This window comes from Allokutzneria albata (assembly GCF_900103775.1).
Classification (GTDB): domain Bacteria; phylum Actinomycetota; class Actinomycetes; order Mycobacteriales; family Pseudonocardiaceae; genus Allokutzneria; species Allokutzneria albata.
Window position 1 is genome coordinate 1 of sequence record NZ_LT629701.1, and the last position, 15,694, is coordinate 15,694.

Annotated in this window: 21 protein-coding genes and 2 pseudogenes; 11 read left to right on the top strand and 12 right to left on the bottom strand. The window is 70.5% G+C overall.

What is annotated here, in order from left to right:
* Positions 1–10: 10 nt before the first annotated feature.
* The 5 genes and pseudogenes from BLT28_RS42725 to BLT28_RS42730 form a co-directional block, all read left to right on the top strand.
* On the top strand, positions 11–100 hold the full coding sequence (locus BLT28_RS42725; protein ID WP_407638844.1) for a holin: 90 nt from the start codon (positions 11–13) through the stop codon (positions 98–100).
* A 340-nt stretch (positions 101–440) separates the two neighbouring features.
* Positions 441–872, top strand: a complete 432-nt coding sequence (locus BLT28_RS00010) for a hypothetical protein (protein WP_083383612.1) — start codon at positions 441–443, stop codon at positions 870–872.
* 129 nt (positions 873–1,001) lie between these two features.
* Positions 1,002–1,193 carry a DddA-like double-stranded DNA deaminase toxin gene (locus tag BLT28_RS00015; protein WP_083383613.1) on the top strand — a complete coding sequence of 64 codons (192 nt, stop codon included), beginning with the start codon at positions 1,002–1,004 and terminating at the stop codon, positions 1,191–1,193.
* Complete coding sequence (locus BLT28_RS00020; protein WP_083383614.1) at positions 1,178–1,468, top strand: Imm1 family immunity protein; 291 nt, start codon at positions 1,178–1,180, stop codon at positions 1,466–1,468. The genes BLT28_RS00015 and BLT28_RS00020 overlap by 16 nt, the downstream gene beginning before the upstream one ends.
* Positions 1,469–1,493: 25 nt before the next feature.
* Positions 1,494–1,592 (top strand): annotated as a pseudogene (locus BLT28_RS42730) (Imm1 family immunity protein); the annotation flags it as partial.
* Positions 1,593–2,599: 1,007 nt separating this feature from the next.
* On the opposite strand, the gene BLT28_RS00035 reads toward BLT28_RS42730, so the two are convergent.
* The 3 genes from BLT28_RS00035 to BLT28_RS39545 are packed head-to-tail and all read right to left on the bottom strand — an operon-like array spanning position 2,600 to position 3,869.
* Entirely contained in the window at positions 2,600–3,220 is a 621-nt protein-coding gene (locus tag BLT28_RS00035) for a hypothetical protein (RefSeq protein ID WP_083383616.1), read from the bottom strand.
* Positions 3,163–3,564 (bottom strand): hypothetical protein, encoded by a 402-nt coding sequence (locus BLT28_RS00040; protein WP_083383617.1) that lies wholly within the window; start codon positions 3,562–3,564, stop codon positions 3,163–3,165. The genes BLT28_RS00035 and BLT28_RS00040 overlap by 58 nt, the downstream gene beginning before the upstream one ends.
* A complete protein-coding gene (locus BLT28_RS39545) occupies positions 3,546–3,869 on the bottom strand; it encodes a hypothetical protein (protein WP_157376035.1) in 324 nt (107 codons plus the stop codon). The genes BLT28_RS00040 and BLT28_RS39545 overlap by 19 nt, the downstream gene beginning before the upstream one ends.
* 57 nt (positions 3,870–3,926) lie before the next feature.
* Here BLT28_RS39545 and BLT28_RS39550 point away from each other — a divergent pair, with 57 nt between their 5' ends.
* Complete coding sequence (locus BLT28_RS39550) at positions 3,927–4,148, top strand: hypothetical protein (RefSeq protein ID WP_157376037.1); 222 nt, start codon at positions 3,927–3,929, stop codon at positions 4,146–4,148.
* Between the two features lie 169 nt (positions 4,149–4,317).
* On the opposite strand, the gene BLT28_RS00050 is transcribed toward BLT28_RS39550, so the two are convergent.
* The 7 genes from BLT28_RS00050 to BLT28_RS00075 all read right to left on the bottom strand — a co-directional run bounded on the left by BLT28_RS00050 (position 4,318) and on the right by BLT28_RS00075 (position 8,824).
* Positions 4,318–4,662 carry a hypothetical protein gene (locus BLT28_RS00050; protein ID WP_083383619.1) on the bottom strand — a complete coding sequence of 115 codons (345 nt, stop codon included), beginning with the start codon at positions 4,660–4,662 and terminating at the stop codon, positions 4,318–4,320.
* Between the two features lie 59 nt (positions 4,663–4,721).
* Complete coding sequence (locus BLT28_RS00055; protein WP_030431945.1) at positions 4,722–6,176, bottom strand: hypothetical protein; 1,455 nt, start codon at positions 6,174–6,176, stop codon at positions 4,722–4,724.
* Positions 6,173–7,246, bottom strand: a complete 1,074-nt coding sequence (locus BLT28_RS00060) for a hypothetical protein (RefSeq protein WP_030431944.1) — start codon at positions 7,244–7,246, stop codon at positions 6,173–6,175. The genes BLT28_RS00055 and BLT28_RS00060 overlap by 4 nt, the downstream gene beginning before the upstream one ends.
* A gap of 75 nt (positions 7,247–7,321) precedes the next feature.
* On the bottom strand, positions 7,322–7,579 hold the full coding sequence (locus tag BLT28_RS00065) for a hypothetical protein (RefSeq protein WP_030431943.1): 258 nt from the start codon (positions 7,577–7,579) through the stop codon (positions 7,322–7,324).
* 223 nt (positions 7,580–7,802) lie between these two features.
* Positions 7,803–8,096, bottom strand: a complete 294-nt coding sequence (locus BLT28_RS00070) for a hypothetical protein (protein ID WP_030431942.1) — start codon at positions 8,094–8,096, stop codon at positions 7,803–7,805.
* Positions 8,097–8,437: 341 nt separating this feature from the next.
* Positions 8,438–8,590 (bottom strand): hypothetical protein, encoded by a 153-nt coding sequence (locus BLT28_RS39555; RefSeq protein ID WP_156051377.1) that lies wholly within the window; start codon positions 8,588–8,590, stop codon positions 8,438–8,440.
* Between the two features lie 3 nt (positions 8,591–8,593).
* Positions 8,594–8,824 carry a hypothetical protein gene (locus BLT28_RS00075; protein ID WP_030431941.1) on the bottom strand — a complete coding sequence of 77 codons (231 nt, stop codon included), beginning with the start codon at positions 8,822–8,824 and terminating at the stop codon, positions 8,594–8,596.
* Positions 8,825–9,076: 252 nt separating this feature from the next.
* Between BLT28_RS00075 and BLT28_RS00080 the strand changes: the two genes are divergently transcribed.
* From BLT28_RS00080 to uvrA, 4 genes are all read left to right on the top strand, one after another.
* Positions 9,077–9,937 carry a DUF5753 domain-containing protein gene (locus BLT28_RS00080; RefSeq protein ID WP_156051375.1) on the top strand — a complete coding sequence of 287 codons (861 nt, stop codon included), beginning with the start codon at positions 9,077–9,079 and terminating at the stop codon, positions 9,935–9,937.
* A 24-nt stretch (positions 9,938–9,961) separates the two neighbouring features.
* Positions 9,962–10,192 carry a DUF397 domain-containing protein gene (locus BLT28_RS00085; protein WP_030431939.1) on the top strand — a complete coding sequence of 77 codons (231 nt, stop codon included), beginning with the start codon at positions 9,962–9,964 and terminating at the stop codon, positions 10,190–10,192.
* A gap of 172 nt (positions 10,193–10,364) precedes the next feature.
* Entirely contained in the window at positions 10,365–11,678 is a 1,314-nt protein-coding gene (locus BLT28_RS00090) for an MFS transporter (protein ID WP_197683942.1), read from the top strand.
* A gap of 157 nt (positions 11,679–11,835) precedes the next feature.
* Positions 11,836–14,796, top strand: coding sequence for an excinuclease ABC subunit UvrA (gene uvrA / locus BLT28_RS00095; RefSeq protein WP_081900602.1), 2,961 nt, complete (start codon positions 11,836–11,838; stop codon positions 14,794–14,796).
* 56 nt (positions 14,797–14,852) lie between these two features.
* On the opposite strand, the gene BLT28_RS00100 is transcribed toward uvrA, so the two are convergent.
* The gene (locus tag BLT28_RS00100; protein ID WP_030431936.1) at positions 14,853–15,221 is read right to left on the bottom strand and encodes a discoidin domain-containing protein; all 369 of its coding nucleotides are present in this window, start codon (positions 15,219–15,221) and stop codon (positions 14,853–14,855) included.
* A gap of 141 nt (positions 15,222–15,362) precedes the next feature.
* Between BLT28_RS00100 and BLT28_RS41615 the strand changes: the two genes are divergently transcribed.
* Positions 15,363–15,524, top strand: a complete 162-nt coding sequence (locus BLT28_RS41615) for a hypothetical protein (protein WP_231950567.1) — start codon at positions 15,363–15,365, stop codon at positions 15,522–15,524.
* 40 nt (positions 15,525–15,564) lie between these two features.
* Here the strand turns inward: BLT28_RS41615 and BLT28_RS42735 are convergent.
* Positions 15,565–15,684, bottom strand: a pseudogene (locus BLT28_RS42735) (hypothetical protein); the annotation flags it as partial.
* Between the last annotated feature and the right edge of the window lie 10 nt (positions 15,685–15,694).

Sequence of the window (15,694 nt, forward strand, 5' to 3'; positions counted from 1 at the left end):
GGCCGCCGGGATGGCGGCCGTGCTCTCGGTGATCACCTCGGTGGGCTCGACCGCCGTCGGTGACAGCAGCTCACCGTCGCTGGTGCGGTTCCTGCCGTAGCGGCGGCGGTTTCAAGAACGGCACCACCACCGAGGCCCCCGGCCCGCCCCGCACAGGGTGGGCCGGGGCCTTTTCGCATGCCCACGTCGGCGACCGCCGCCGCCTGCCTTGACGAGTCGAACACCTGTTCTATACTCGGCCGCGTCAGCCGCGCGTGGTTGACGAGCAGAGGTGACCGGTCAGCGGTTGGGGAAGAACCGCCGACCACGAAGGGCCCCCGCACCGTGCGGGGGCCCTTCGTTCGTTCAGCGCCGACGCCACCGGGCCCGGCATTCCTCCGATCAGGTACGCCGTCCCCGATCCGCTCCGCGCCCCGGCCTCTCGCGCCAAGGTCGAGGGCGTGGCGTCGCTGCGGGAGGTAGCCGAGGCTGCGCGTGCCGTGGTGGACGCGCTGCCGGTGCAGCAGCTCGCCGACGCCGAGCAGGCCCTGGACGACGCTGCGACGCAGTGGCAGGAGCACACCGCGGGCAGCACCGACTCGGCCGCGGACGAGGTACACGGCCTGCTGCACAACGCCAAGGACGACCTGGACAACGTGCTGCACGCCGTGACAAGGACGGTGCCGGAGGCGATCGCCGGGTTTGTCGCGCACCTGGGTGTCGACTCGACGGCTCCGGCCGCTCCGCAGTCGGCCGCGGTTGCCGATCCGGCTCCGGTGCGCGTGTCGCCCGCCGAGCAGGAACGGCTGCTGGAGCGGGTCCGCGGGCAGCTGCCGCCGACGGTGGAGCCCGGGACGGGCGAGAAGACGCAACGGGCGGTGGACGGCCGCTGACGGCACGGTCAGGCCCATCATCTCCGGCCGGGACGAGGACGCCGACCACGTTGACCAGCCTGCTGGTGGAGCGTGGGCTGCCGCCCCGCCGACGCACAACCCGATCGGCCGACGTTGAGCTGAAGCTGGCTGCCCGGATGGTCCGCCACCAAGACCCGACACGCCACGGTGGTGATCAACAACCAGCCCTGTGTCGGTCCGTACGGCTGTGACACCCTGGTACGCATCGTGTTGCCTGCCGGGTACACGTTGACCGTGCTCGGCAGCGACGGCTACCGGGAGACCTTCGAGGGGGGAGCCACGCCATGGTGGTCGAGCTGAACGCTTACTACGACTTCGAGCACGGCAAGGAGCCCGCGCGGGTCACCAGCGAGGAGCAGCTGGCCGCGATCCTCGAGGAGGTCCGGCGCACCCGCAAGGCCGCGCTCGTCGAGCTGCTGCCCGCCGACAACCCGGCGGCCGCAACCCTCGATGTCGGGTTCTGCGAAGACCGCGGCGTGGTCTGGTACTCCGGGCCCGACCATGAGAGCTGCTACAGCCACAACCCGACGCCAACGCCACCGGCGAGGCGAAGCCGGTCCTGTACTACTACATGACCTCTGACACCGAGTACCCGCCAGCGCGGAGATCCCCGCCGCCGACGTCATCACCGCCGCCCGGGAGTACATGCGCACCGGCGGCCGCCGCCCTACGGCCATCGCCTGGTACGAAGCCGACTGACCCCCTCAACGTGACAACGCCCGCCCCGGTATCCCGGTGCGGGGCGTCGCTGTGTAAAGGTCAGCTCGACGACGGCAGCAGGCGAACCATCGCATGGGGTACAGCCCAGTGGTTGTTGTTACACGTCGAACGGTTCGCCGCATTTCGGACACTTGTAGCCGTTGACCTCAACACCGCATGGGTCGCAGAACCACTGAGACGGTGCGGGGCTTGCGTCGTCGTCCTGCTCAGCCTGGGCCCAAAACGCGGCATCCTGCGTCCGCTCCTCGGGTGGTTGGTTTTGCCCCGGTACTCAGCGGGTCCACAAGGCACTACCTACCCACAGGGTGCCTTTGACGAGGCCGACAGTCACCAGGTAGCAGGCGACCAGCGTCCACCACATGAGCGCGAAGCAGAGCCACAGCGGCGCGAAGAACATGAGGAAGGCGAAGGCAAGGCACCCCTTCGCGACGGTCGTGGCGCCGTCGCCGCTGATCCTGCGGGAGTAGGAAAACGGCCGGCAAAGGCACGTGGAAACGCAGGGCACGAGCGCACCTTTCAAGCTGCGAGCGCGTACGGCTCGAGGGTTCAGGGGCGACATTGTGTCCGATCCACTCCACCGCTCCACCGACGGTGGTGGTCCTGGATCAGGGCCGTGTTTTCGCAGGTCGCTGCGGCAAATGGGGCGGGGCGGGGCGGTGGAGTGGATCGGTGGAGTGGACCGGGTCCTGGATGGGGCTGACGAGCCCTCGGCCGTCGTCGGCGACGCAGGCCAGCACAACAGCGCGGGTCGCCGCGTCCATCTCCAGCTCGCCGTTGGCCACCAGGCCGTACGCGCGCAGCCGTTGTCCGGCGGTCCCGAACAGCGGCTGCCCGGGGCACTTGGCGAGGTGCTGTGCTCGGCCCAGGCCACCGGATCGGTGACGAACAGTTCCACCATGGCGTGGTACACGCGCGCAGCGATGCCTCGTCGATCTCTTCGCCGGTGCGCAGTCGCGTGGTCCTCACGGAGGTCCTTTCCCTGGTGTCTATGCGGGGCGGTAGGTGGGTGAGTTGGTCGGGCCGTCGCGGCGCACCAGGCCGTCACGCACCAGCTCGGCCAACTGGTTGGTGACGGTGCCCGCGGCGACCGGGGCCTGGTGCTCGGCCAGCCACGCCACGATCTCGGCGCGGGTGGCGGTGCCCAGCTGTTCGACCGCGAGCTGGACGCGGTCGCGGGCTCCGGTGGGAATCGCCAAGGGCGGGTCGGCGACGAGGTCGGCGAACGCCTTGTCGACGGCGGCCTGGTCGAGGCGACGTACCCGATCGAGGCGGGCCTGGCGCATCCGCTCGTCGGACGCGGCGATGATCTCGGTGACCGACGGCAGCGCGGCGAGCGCTGTCCCGCTGCCGTGCGAAGGCGCAGCCGGTGCCAGGCGGCTATTCAGCCCGCTGGTAGGCGGGGTGGCGCGGGGGCGTGTGCCGGTGCGCACGTACTCCAGGAACTCCTCGAGGGAGTCCAGCCACCGCTTGCCGTATGCGCCGTCGGCGACGTCCAGGAGGTCGTCGAGTTCGGCGGGGAGCTGGCCGCAGGTGTCCAGCCGGGCGGGCATCATCGCCTCGATCTCGGCGCCGGTGATGTCGTAGCCCTTGGCCAGCAGTGCCGCCACCCTGCCTGCTGGATGTAGAAGGCGCCCGGGTGCTGCAGCTTCGCATTCGACAGGGCCGCGCGAGCGTTGGGCACGACGCGCGGCAGGTCGGCCGGGTCCGCGCTGGCGAAGGCCATCCGCAGCCGCAGGTTGGCCTTGATGTCGGGGCCCTTGACGCCGTAGTGGTCGACCGTGCCGCGCTGGGTCGCCAGAATCACCGTCACGTCCACGCTGGTCAGCCCGGAGGTGATCGCGAACACCAGCTCACTGGCGTTCCGTTCCACGCCGTCGTGGCACAGGATGCGCTGCGGGCTGGAGAGCACGTGGTGCGCCTCGTCGAGGTTGATCACGATCGAGGGCAGCACGGGCGAGGGCCCGTCGTAGCCACCGGTAGGGCCAGCCGCCGGTTGCCCTCCTGCCACCCGGCGGCCAGCATTTCCAGGCACCCGGTCTGATCAGCGGCGACGTATCCGAACGGGCAGTGCTCAGGCTCTCCCGGCCGCAGCTGCTGCAGGTGGGCGAGGAACGAGCGCACCAGGTCGTTGAGCTTGTGCCGACCGCCGACCCACACTTCGACGTCGTCGCAGCGCAGCAGCTCGAGGATGATGCGCTTGAGCATCGTGGACTTGCCGCTCTGGTCATCCCGATCAACTCGCCGTGCACCCGCCACAGCATCGCCTCGACCGTGGTGCCGTTGACGTAGCGGCCGAGGTCGAACGGGTCGCGGATGGAACGGCGCCGGTCGCAGCGCGGCGGCTCGATCCGGTCGCCGAGCACGTCATGGTCGAGCACGTGGATAGCGAGCGTGCCGGACTGGACCATGCCGCCCGGCTCGACGATCACCATGCTGTCGGTGACCCGCCGCCGTGGGAACACCGCCGCCACGGCCGCGGCGATGGCCTCTGCGCCCCCGGCCTGCGTCGGCAAGCTGGCGCTCTTCGCCGGGTAGGTGCAGCGCAGCGTCGTCCGGTCGTCGCCGCGCTCCGGCTCGCCGAGCAGCCGCAGGTGCCCGTACCCGGCCTCCTCCAGCACCCGCCCCCACGACCCGATGGCGCGCTGGGCGTCGCGCGCGGCCGCCACCGTCGGCGCGGTGCGCCGCAGCTTCGCGCCGATTGCGGTCACCGAGCCCCACACCATCGCCGCCCGGCGACGAGAGCAGCGGCCATGGTGCCGGTGACCACGCCGGTGACCTGGGCATAGGTCAGCCACGCCACGTCACCGATCCCCAGGACCCCGGTGCAGGTCAGCGCTGTTCGCCGGGTCAGCTCGGTGCACCGGTCGTGGTCGCGCAGGTGCACCGACACCGCAGTGCCCGCCAGACCCGTGGCCACCAGGCCGCCGACCCCGACCAGAGCCGGGTGAACCTCCCACATCGTGAACACGGCGTGCGCGGCCCACGTCCCCACCCCGTACACAGCGCCCCACGTCACCTCGGCCGGGACCGTCATCCGCTCGTTGCCCATCACGTTTCCCCTTTCCCTGCAAGGAAAGAGGGGCACCCCACCGGGTGCCCCTCGGCCGGTCAGACGTTCATGTGCCTCTCGCCTCGGCGCGGCTCCAGGTGCCGCTTCAGGTCGGCTTCGTGCGCCAGCTCGAACTCGAAGCTCATCGGCTCCAGCCGCGCCACCGCGGCACCGATGAGCGTTTGCACCTCACGGAACCCGATCGGCGTGAGGTCGACGTAGGGGTACTCGGACTCGAACAGCGTCGCCAACGCCAGGAACGCGTTGCCCACCTCGCGGATCTCGTCGGGCAATGAGCGCAGCATGTCGCGCGTCTGCACAGGGTTCTCGGGCGCGAAGGTGGCGAGCTTGTGTGCGGCTTCGCGCAGACCGAACTCGGGCATGGTGTGTCCTCCAACGGGTTCAGGGGCAGGGGCGGGTGCGGGCTGCTCGGCCCACGGGGACCGGCGCGCGCGGTGGGCGCGACTCTGCGCCTTGCCGCGCGGGCGCGGTGGTTCGGGTGCCTGGGCGCGGTGCTCGGCGGGTGCGGTCGCGTGTTGCTCGCCCCACTCGGCCAGCGCGTGCACGCTGCTGCGGACCCGGTCGCCGACCGCGTGCGCGGCCGTCTCCCATCCGCGCTTGAGCGTCGAGCCCGCGCGTGCCGCGCCCTCCTCCAGCCGTGCGCGCCGACGACGACGGGCCGCGTCCTTGTTCCACGCGCGTTCGCGCGCGCGGTAGTCACCGGGCGAGACCCACTCGTCGTCCGCGTTCGGCTTGAGCGCACTCGTGTCCGCGCGCGGCGGGGTCGCGGGCGCGCGCTTGGTGTCCTTCTTCGTCGCGCGCGTGCTCGACGGCTTGGCTCGGCGCAGCAACGCGGGCAGCGCGAGCGCGCGCACGATCCGGCGTCGCGCGCGGGCGCGCGTGCCGCTGTGCGCGGCGCGCGCGGGCCTGGCCGCGCGGGGCCGCCAGAACGGCGCGCGCGCAGTCTTAGACGCGCGAGGTGTGCGCCCGTGCGCGCTGGCGCGGGGTCCGTGGCCGCGCGCGCGAGACCGGGCCGCGAGCGCCGCGCCCCCGCGCTTGCCCGCACCCCACCCGACGCGGTTGGTGTTGGCCGCGCGCACCGGGCGCGCGATCCCCAGCCGCGCCAGCCGCGCGCGCCGCTGCTGCTGCCGCGCCGACCGCGCCGCGCTCAACGGCTTCCGCGCGCGCGTCAACGGCCACCTGCTCGCGCGCGCACCCGGCGCGCGTCCGGCGACCCGGCGCGCGATCCCGCCACCGGTGCGCGGCGCGCGCGAGCGGCCGCGCGTGCTCTTGCGGTGCGCCACGTACAGCGCGCCCCCGGCCGCTGCGCCGCCGAGCGCGACCATGCCGGCAGTCGGGCCCAGGGACGCGGTCACCGACGCGAGCCCGCCGAGCGTGGCCACCCCGCCGAGCACCACCGCCGCGCGGCGCGCGTCGTGCCGCACCGGCTGCGGCGGAGCGGGTTCCTTCTTCCTCGCCTTCGGCGCGCGCTCCTCGCGCTGCTCGCCCGTCACTGCTCGTCCCGGGTGGGCTCGGCGATGTCGGCGCCCTCGGGCTGCGGCTTGCGCGCCTGGTTGTACGCCTTCTTCGCGCGGCCTACGCGGTCACCCAGCCGCTTGCGGTCGGCCGGGCTCATCGCGGGCAGCTCGAAGTGCGCGATGGTCTCGGCGGTGTCGACCTCCCGGCCGAGCGTGCACATCAACGCCTGGATCTCCGCCTGTGGGGGCAGCGTCACCGCGTCACCGGCGGGAGCCTGCTCGTCGACGTCGGCCTGGTCCTCGTCGACCTGGTCCTGCTCGGCGCGCTCGGCGACCGCCACCGTGCTGTCCTCCCGGCGCAGCCACTGCGGCAGGCGCAGCCGCCACCGGCGCGGCTCCGGCGCGCTCGCGGGGTGCACGCGCTCGGCGGCCTGGCGCAGCATCTCCTCCAGCCGGTCGACCTCGGCGCTGATCTCCTCGTCCGAGGGCGCGCGCTCCAGCTCCGGCTCGGCCGGGATGTCGGCGCCGACCGGGACGAGTGGGGCCTGCTCGACCGGCGCCTGGTGCTCGACGACCGGCGTGGCCGCGGCGGCACGTGCGGCGGCGCGCTCCTGGTGAGCGTGGCTGAGCAACGCCACCGAGCACACCGTCATCAGCACGTCGGCGAACAGCGAGCCGGGGATCGCCACCCACTCGTCATGCCCGAGGCCCAGCAGCAAACCGTGCACCTCGTTGTACGACATCACGGCCATGAGCACGCCCGCGGCGATGACCCCGACGTGCGGGATCAGCCACGCCTTGCCCTCCGGCCAGTCCTGCCGCACCAGGACCTCCACGGCCAGCACCATCGCCAGCGGCAGCACCACGGTCACGCCGATGTAGACCAGTTCGGGCAGTGAGTTGCCCGGCGGAACCCATTCGACGAGGTTGAGAAACCGCATGGGCTTCCAGTTGCTGGCCAGGTTCAGCGCCATCGAGATCACGGCGCCGAGGAACAGGCCCGCGACCGCGAACGGCCTGGCGCTGTTACCCCCGGCAGGGATCGCCCTAAGCGGTGACACCGGGCCGCTGTTGACGACGTCCGGTGACGGCTTACGTTTGAACATGGTCGGAACACACCTTCCGATCAAAGGCCCCGGCCGAGTGTTCCCGCACTCGCCGGGGCCGTCTTTTCGTTGCTGTCAAAGAAGTTCGGTGTACTCAGCGAGGCCGTCCCACCCCTGGCACAGCCGATCGTGCGCGTCGTCCAGCTCGTCCAGCGCCGCCGCGATCACCTCGATGTTCTGGTCCAACAGCCGCGAGTTCGTACCGGCGGCCAGCCGCTGAACGTTCTCCATCTCATCGCGAGCGGCCCTGAGGTGGACTGACATCAGTTCCGTGGGCACCCGCTGGTTGGCCGCGTGCAGTTCCCTCTTGAGGTCCGCGACGCTTACGCGCACCAGCCCGCGGTGTCCTTCTGGTCCTCCACTACCTCGGCCTGCTCGGGCTCCAGGGGCTCCATCACGCTCTCCTCAGTGACGATGTGGACGGGGCGAGCAGCCGGACACGCAGGATGCTCGCCCCGGTACCGGCCGGGCGGCCGGAACACTTGCGGGCGGGGCGACCCGGGGCGACGGAATCGCCCCGCCCTCTACCGGCCGCGATTCGGCGCGGCCGGAGCCTCTACTGACCGCGACGCTGAGCCGCGCGCAGCGCAGCCCTGGCCGTCTGTGCCAGCTGGCGCGCCTCGGAGAGGGTCCGGTCCAAGAAGAAGGCGGCCATGGTGGCGTCGGTCGGCGCGCAACGGTCGTCGCGCAGCGCGTGGTCGGCATCCGCAGCCGCCGACGTCAGCCGCTCCAGCGCTGTTGCGATCTCCTCCACCAGCGGTGCCGCCGCCTGCACGCCCGGCGACACTGCCCCGGGCACCACAACCTCGTCGTAGCGCTGCACGTCGCCGTCCTTCTCGTCGCTGTTCACCGGATAGCCCTCTCCTCACGCCACGTAGGGGTGACGAGGCAGGCCGGGGGCGCGCAGCCGACCCCGCGCAGCCACACCCGACCTGCCTCCGTGCTGGACATCCGCACCAGGAGCGCAGCGGGCCACGCGCGCTCGGATGTCCAGCGGCCGCCGACCCTCGGGGGTTGGCGCCGAGGTGTATGGCTGTACCCGGCGCCGTGGTCGGCGCGCTCGAATCTCCTCTGTCGTGCGGTGCGCGACCCCGGGCGCGATCCACCGCTGATACAGCTGGTGCGCGAACTCCGACCGCGCCACCTGGTAGCCCGCCACCGCGAGCGCTGCCGCCAGCAGCACGACCGCGATCACGACCGCCCCCGGCGAATCGCACGGACAAGCTCACGCGCCGCGAAGTACAGGAGCCACGTCGCCACCAGCACGCCCGCGACGATGGCGACGATGAACCAGAAGGTCTTGATCACCAGCTCGGCCGTGTCCGGCAGCGCTAACTCGGACACGGGTCACCACCCGCCCTTGAGGCGCAGAGCCTCGGCGACGACGTCGCGCAGCTGCTGCGGCAGAGCTGCAGCCTGCTGCGTTGGGATAACCACGATGTCCGGCCCGTGCTGGTCACGCCAGCCGGTGTGCAGCTCCAGGTCGCCGTCGCCGCGGGCCCGGATCACCAACTGGCGTGAGCGTCCACGCAGGTCAGTGCCTGGGATGAGCACTTCACGCCGATCGCCGTCCACCATGGGCGCTGCTCCCGTCGTCGAGTGCTGAACAGCAGCCGGGCCCGGGATCAATCCGCACGAGCCCGGCCGCTGGGCCTGGGCCCGCCCCGTGGACACCTCAAGCGACTGTGACGGCCACAGGGCGGGGGTGATAAGTGGACGCGTCCACTTACACCGTCGCCGACTCTAACGGGACGCGTCCCGTTATGCACCACTGGGGCGCTCGCCTCTTCGGGCGAAAATCCGTGAGGCACGTGCGTGCACACTGTCCACGTGACCGAAGGAGGGCAGATGACATCGCGTCGACCTGCGCCCGCCGGAGCCAAGCTCCAACTGGGCTCGTTGCTGGCTGAGCTGGCCGAGGCCGTGGGGCGTGGACGTGCTGACGTTCGACGGGCGCTCAACTGCTCCGAGCCCAAAGCTCGCAAGATCATGAGTGGGCTGGTCAGCGTTGACCCCGAAGATCTGGTGACACTGCTGGATCTATTCGAAGCGGACGATGCAGCCCGTGCGAAGGCTGCTGAATTAGCAGCCGCCGCTCAACGTCGGAGCCCTCGAACCCCAGGCGGTTCACCACTTCGCGCGCGGGTCTACAAATTCGAAGAGTCCGCAATCGGCATCAGTAGCTACGCAACGGAACTCATTCCCGGTCTGCTGCAGATCGAAGACTACGCCGAACAGCTGTTCGGCGCCTCAGGCGAACGCACTCCTGCGCAGGTCAAGAAGCTTGTGGCAGCCCGTCGAGAGAGAAGCGCTCGACTCGTGTCGCCCGACGGGCCGCAGCTCCACTTCGTTCTCGGCGAAGGGGCAATCCATTGGCAGGTCGGCGGCCCCAAGACGATGGCGAAACAACTGCTACGCCTCATCGAGCTACAAGACCTTCCTACCGTGACGATTCAGGTCGTCCCATTCGCGAGTGGAGTGCACGCTGCGCTCGGCTACGCCTTTACGCTGTTGCTGCAACCAGCCGAGCAACAAGACCGCGCCTACTTCGAAAGCCTCTTCGCCTCAAAGCTCATCCACGACAAGGCGACGGTCGACGGCTACCGCCGACGCTTCGCGCAAGCCGTCGAGCACGCGCTTACTCCGAACGACACGTCGGACTACCTCGCTACGGTTGCCGCGCGACTGTGACAACTGCAAGGGAGGGCGTGAGCCATGAGCCACGGCTTCGACGAACACCAATTCACATGGAGGACGTCCAGCTACACCGACGGAGGCGAGGAACAGACCTGTGTCGAGGTTGGCGAAGTACAGGACAACCCGGCCGCGCCCGTAGGGCTCCGCGACTCGAAGAACCGCAGCGGCGGCACACTCTTGTTCACGAGACCGAAGTGGCACGGGTTCGTCGACTTCGTTAAGCGAGACGGATACCTCACCGAGGCATAGACAGCACGCGGGGCAGGGGTGGCCGGACAGCCACCCCTGCCCCGTCTCGCGTCCCAGCGCCTCCGTCCCAGATCTGTCCCAAGGAGTGAGCTGGGGGAGGGGGCAGGACTATCGCTGGGAAGCCCCGCGTTCAATGCTGGTGCCAGTCGGTCCCGAGCCCGCGGAGGCGCCTGTGAACAGCGAAGCAGCACTGTCCACCCCGGACACGAGAGACCGCAGGCGCGGCCTCGTCGCCGCGTCCATCGGCAACGGGCTCGAATGGTTCGACTGGAATGCGTACGCGATCTTCGCGGTGTACTTCTCCACGCAGTTCTTCCCCAAGGGCGGCGACGGGCTCACCGCGACGCTGAGCACGCTCGCGGTCTTCGCGGTCGGCTTCTTCTTCCGGCCGCTCGGCGGGATGCTGCTCGCCGCCTTCACCGACCGGCACGGCCGCCGCGCCGGGCTGACCCTGTCCGTGCTGCTGATGGCGGGCGGCAGCCTGGTCATCGCGGTCTCGCCGACCTACGAGCAGGTCGGGGTGCTCGCGCCCGCGCTGCTGCTGCTCGGCCGGATCGCGCAGGGGCTGTCCACCGGGGGCGAGTTCGCCGCGGCCTCGACCTATCTCGCCGAGCTGGCCCCGCCCGGCAGGCGCGGGCTGTACTCCAGCTTCATCTACGTCAGCAACGTGCTGGGCACCCTGGCCGCGACGCTGCTCGCCACGCTGCTGGTGTCGATCATGGGCAAGCAGGGGCTGGTCGACGGCGGCTGGCGCATCCCGTTCTTCATCGGCGCGCTGCTGGGGATCTACGGCCTCTACCTCCGGCGCACCCTGGAGGAGACCGAGGCCTACCTCTCCGGCGGCCGCGATCGGAAGGTCACCCGGCCGACCCTGGAGGTCCTGCGCAGGTATCCCCTGGCCGCGCTCAAGGTCGTCGGGTTCACCGCGGGAGCGACCATCGCGTACTACACGTTCGCGGTATATCTGCCCACCTACGTGAAGTCGGCGCACAAGGTCGGCGAGACCGCGGCGCTGTGGGCCTCGACCGCCGCGCAGCTCATCATGATCGTGGCGTTGCCGCTGTTCGGGGCGCTGTCCGACCGGATCGGCAGGCGCCCGTTGCTGATCGGGTTCGCCGCCGGGTACGTGCTCCTGGTGGTGCCGCTGTTCTCGGTGCTGAACTCGTCGGCGTGGTCGCTGTTCCTGAGCATGACCGCGGGGCTGCTACTTTTCGCGCTGTACGGAGCGGTCGCGCCGACCGCGATGGCCGAGCTGTTCCCGACCGAGGTCCGCACCGCGGGCATCGGCCTGCCCTACGCGCTGACCGTCGCGATCTTCGGCGGTACGGCGCCGCTGGTGGTCGAACAGCTGGGCGCGGTCGGCTCGGCGCACCTGTACCCGTGGTACATCGCGGTCCTGTGCTTGGTGAGCCTGGTCGTGTTCGTCACCTCTCGTGAGACCAAGGACGTAGTCTTGGAACGGGCGGTCGCCGAAGACCGCTCCTGACCTGCACGAACGGGCGGGGATCCGAGATTGTCAGACCCCCCGCCTAGCATGGGACCCGGCCAGTTGTGGACGCTCGCCCGGTGGGATCGACGCTGTTGACGAAGCAGCCCCGGGGCGGGCCGCCCGCCGCCACCCAAGCAGCCTTGAAGGGACCCCCGTGGCCGACCGCCTCGTTGTTCGCGGAGCGCGCGAGCACAACCTGCGCAGCGTTGATCTCGACCTGCCCAGGGACAGCCTGATCGTGTTCACCGGCCTGTCCGGGTCGGGCAAGTCCAGCCTCGCCTTCGACACGATCTTCGCCGAGGGGCAGCGCAGGTACGTCGAGTCGCTCTCCGCGTACGCGCGGCAGTTCCTCGGGCAGATGGACAAGCCGGACGTCGACTTCATCGAGGGGCTCTCGCCCGCGGTCTCCATCGACCAGAAGTCGACCAGCCGCAACCCGCGCTCCACGGTCGGCACCATCACCGAGGTCTACGACTACCTGCGCCTGCTCTACGCGCGTGCCGGCAAGCCGCACTGCCCGACCTGCGGCCACCTGATCAGCAGGCAGACCCCGCAGCAGATCGTCGACCAGGTGCTGGCGATGCCGGACGGCGTCAAGTTCCAGGTGCTCGCCCCGGTCGTGCGCGGCCGCAAGGGCGAGTACGTCGACCTGTTCGAGCAGCTGCAGGGCCAGGGCTACTCCCGGGTGATGGTCGATGGGGCGGTGCACCAGCTGACCGACCCGCCGAAGCTGAAGAAGCAGGAGAAGCACGACATCTCCGTCGTGGTCGACCGGCTCACCGTCAAGTCCAGCGCGAAGCAGCGGCTGACCGACTCGGTGGAGACGGCGCTGCGGCTGGCCGACGGCCTCGTGGTGCTGGACTTCGTCGACCAGCCGGAGGGCAGCGCGGAGCGGCAGCGCCGGTTCTCCGAGCGGATGGCCTGCCCCAACGGCCACGCGCTGGCCGTCGACGACCTGGAGCCACGGTCGTTCTCGTTCAACTCGCCCTACGGCGCGTGCCCGGAGTGCACCGGTATCGGCGTCCGCAAGGAGGTCGACCCGGAGCTGGTCGTGCCCGACGACGAGCTGTCGCTGGCGGACGGGGCCATCGCGCCGTGGTCGACCGGCCAGACCGCGGAGTACTTCCAGCGGCTGCTGGAGGCGCTGGCGGAGAACATCGGTTTCCGGATGGACACGCCGTGGCGCAAGCTCTCCGCCAAGGCGCAGAAGGCCGTGCTGCACGGTGTCTCGCAGCAGGTGCACGTGAAGTACCGCAACCGGTACGGGCGCGAGCGGGCCTACTACGCCAACTACGAGGGCGTGATCCCGTTCCTGGAGCGCCGCCAGGAGCAGACCGAGTCCGAGTACATGCGCGAGCGGTACGAGGGCTACATGCGGGAGATCCCGTGCCCGGCCTGCCAGGGCAGCAGGCTCAAGCCGGAGATCCTCGCGGTCACCCTGGAGCACAAGCAGCGCGGCGAGAAGTCGATCGCCGAGGTCTGCGCGCTCAGCGTCGGCGAGTGCGCGGAGTTCCTCAACGGGCTGGTGCTCGACCGGCGGCAGAAGATGATCGCCGCGGCCGTGCTCAAGGAGGTGCAGGAGCGGCTGAGCTTCCTGCTCGACGTCGGACTCGACTACCTCTCGCTGGACCGCGCCTCCGGCACGCTCTCCGGTGGTGAGGCGCAGCGCATCCGGCTTGCCACGCAGATCGGGTCCGGCCTCGTCGGTGTGCTCTACGTGCTCGACGAGCCGTCGATCGGGTTGCACCAGCGGGACAACCACCGGCTGATCGAGACGCTGACCCGGCTGCGCGACCTCGGCAACACGCTGATCGTCGTCGAGCACGACGAGGACACGATCCACTCGGCGGACTGGGTCGTCGACATCGGCCCCGGAGCGGGCGAGCACGGCGGCAAGGTCGTCCACAGTGGACCGTACAAGGAGCTGCTGACCAACGAGGAGTCGCTGACCGGGGCCTACCTCTCCGGCCGCAAGGAGATCCCGCTGCCGCTGGTGCGGCGGGCGGTGGACCCGAAGCGGAAGCTGACCGTGGTGGGCGCGCGCGAGCACAACCTGCGCGGGATCGACGTGTCCTTCCCGCTCGGCTGCCTGGTCGCGGTCACCGGCGTGTCCGGCTCGGGCAAGTCCACCCTGGTCAACGACATCCTGGCGACGGTGCTGGCGAACCGGCTCAACGGCGCGCGGCAGGTGCCGGGGCGGCACGTCCGGGTCAACGGCCTGGACAACGTGGACAAGCTGGTGCAGGTCGACCAGTCGCCGATCGGCCGGACCCCGCGCTCCAACCCGGCCACCTACACCGGCGTGTTCGACAACATCCGCAAGCTCTTCGCCGCCACCACCGAGGCGAAGGTCCGCGGTTACCAGCCGGGCCGGTTCTCCTTCAACGTCAAGGGCGGGCGCTGCGAGGCGTGCGCGGGCGACGGCACCATCAAGATCGAGATGAACTTCCTGCCCGACGTGTACGTGCCGTGCGAGGTCTGCAAGGGCGCCCGGTACAACCGGGAGACCCTGGAGGTGCACTACAAGGGCAAGACCATCTCCGAGGTGCTGGACATGCCGATCGAGGAGGCGGCGGAGTTCTTCGAGCCGATCAACTCCATCCACCGCTACCTCAAGACGCTGGTGCAGGTGGGCCTGGGCTACGTCCGGCTCGGCCAGCCCGCGCCGACGCTGTCCGGCGGTGAGGCGCAACGGGTCAAGCTGGCCAGCGAGCTGCAGAAGCGCTCGACCGGCAAGACCGTCTACATCCTGGACGAGCCCACCACCGGCCTGCACTTCGAGGACATCCGCAAGCTCCTCGGGGTGATCAACGGCTTGGTGGACAAGGGGAACACGGTGATCGTGATCGAGCACAACCTCGACGTGATCAAGACCGCGGACTGGCTCGTGGACATGGGCCCCGAGGGCGGCTCCGGCGGCGGAACGGTGATCGCCGAGGGCACCCCGGAGGACGTGGCCGCCGTCAAGGGCAGCTACACCGGCAAGTTCCTCAAGCCCTTGCTGGCCAACGCTTCCTCGGCCCCCGCCAAGGAGACCGCCGCGGCGAAGGCCACCAAGCGGGCCGACGCCGCCAAGCGCACCCGCAAGGCCGCCAAGGTGGCCGCCGCCCGCTGACCCCGCACCCACCCGCCAGGGTTGGGGGCTTGAGGCCCTCAACCCTGGCGAGGGGGTCAGGCGGTGATGTCCAGTTCCGCCAGGTGGAAGCGGTGGACGTGGCCGGAGGCCTCGGTCACGGGGAGCCCGAGCTTGGTCGCGGTGATGCGGACGTAGCGGTACGCGGAGCCCGGCACGGCGGAGGTCTGCGGGCCGTGGACGGCCTGGCCGTTGCCGTGGCCGGTCCCGCGGTAGAGCGGCGCCGACCAGGAGACCCCATCGTCCGAGCCGGTGATGGTGAAGTCGGCGGGAAACGATCGCCCGTCGGCGGCTTGGTCATTCCGCGGCCACAACGTCACCGCGGAGAAAGCGCGGCGAGCGCCGAGGTCGACCTGGACGTGCTCGGTCGCGGTGGCACCACGGTGCTCCGCCGACGTCCAGCCCATGGTCGGGTGCCGAGGTTCGCTGCCGCATAGCTGTGGCGCCGCCCGTCGACGAGCGCGCCGGGGGACCAGCCGCGGTCGAGGGCGGTGTAGCTCGAACTCGACGACACCTTGGCGTTGCGAGCCAGGTCGAGGGTGGTCTTGATGGATGGAATCGGTTTCGCGCCAACGCTTTCGGACGTCGCCGACAGCTCGCTCAGAGCGCTGGCGTTCGGTGCGAGGGTCATCGTGCTCGCCCAGTCCGACGAGGGCTCGAGGACCGTGCGGGACGACGGCGCGAGCTGTTCGTGCGGCATCGGGCGCTGAGCGGAGAACCCGGCGGCCGCGTCCGCGTGGGAGTGGCGACCCCGGGGCCGCCGACCTTGGCTGTCGGGTCGCCCCGGCGGACGGCAGCGGCACTCGCCCCGTACAGGTCGTTGTACTGCTTGCTCGTGCCCGCCCACAGCGGGGCGTTGTCGTCGGTCTCGTTCCAGACC

Coding starts and splice junctions, on each gene's coding strand:
- BLT28_RS41615 (WP_231950567.1), top strand. CDS start 15,363: ATGGATGGAATCGGTTTCGCGCCAACGCTTTCGGACGTCGCCGACAGC.
- BLT28_RS00060 (WP_030431944.1), bottom strand. CDS start 7,246: ATGTTCAAACGTAAGCCGTCACCGGACGTCGTCAACAGCGGCCCGGTG.
- BLT28_RS00020 (WP_083383614.1), top strand. CDS start 1,178: ATGGTGGTCGAGCTGAACGCTTACTACGACTTCGAGCACGGCAAGGAG.
- BLT28_RS00100 (WP_030431936.1), bottom strand. CDS start 15,221: ATGGGCTGGACGTCGGCGGAGCACCGTGGTGCCACCGCGACCGAGCAC.
- BLT28_RS00050 (WP_083383619.1), bottom strand. CDS start 4,662: ATGGGCAACGAGCGGATGACGGTCCCGGCCGAGGTGACGTGGGGCGCT.
- BLT28_RS00085 (WP_030431939.1), top strand. CDS start 9,962: ATGAGCCACGGCTTCGACGAACACCAATTCACATGGAGGACGTCCAGC.
- BLT28_RS00075 (WP_030431941.1), bottom strand. CDS start 8,824: ATGGTGGACGGCGATCGGCGTGAAGTGCTCATCCCAGGCACTGACCTG.
- BLT28_RS42725 (WP_407638844.1), top strand. CDS start 11: ATGGCGGCCGTGCTCTCGGTGATCACCTCGGTGGGCTCGACCGCCGTC.
- BLT28_RS39550 (WP_157376037.1), top strand. CDS start 3,927: ATGGAACGGCGCCGGTCGCAGCGCGGCGGCTCGATCCGGTCGCCGAGC.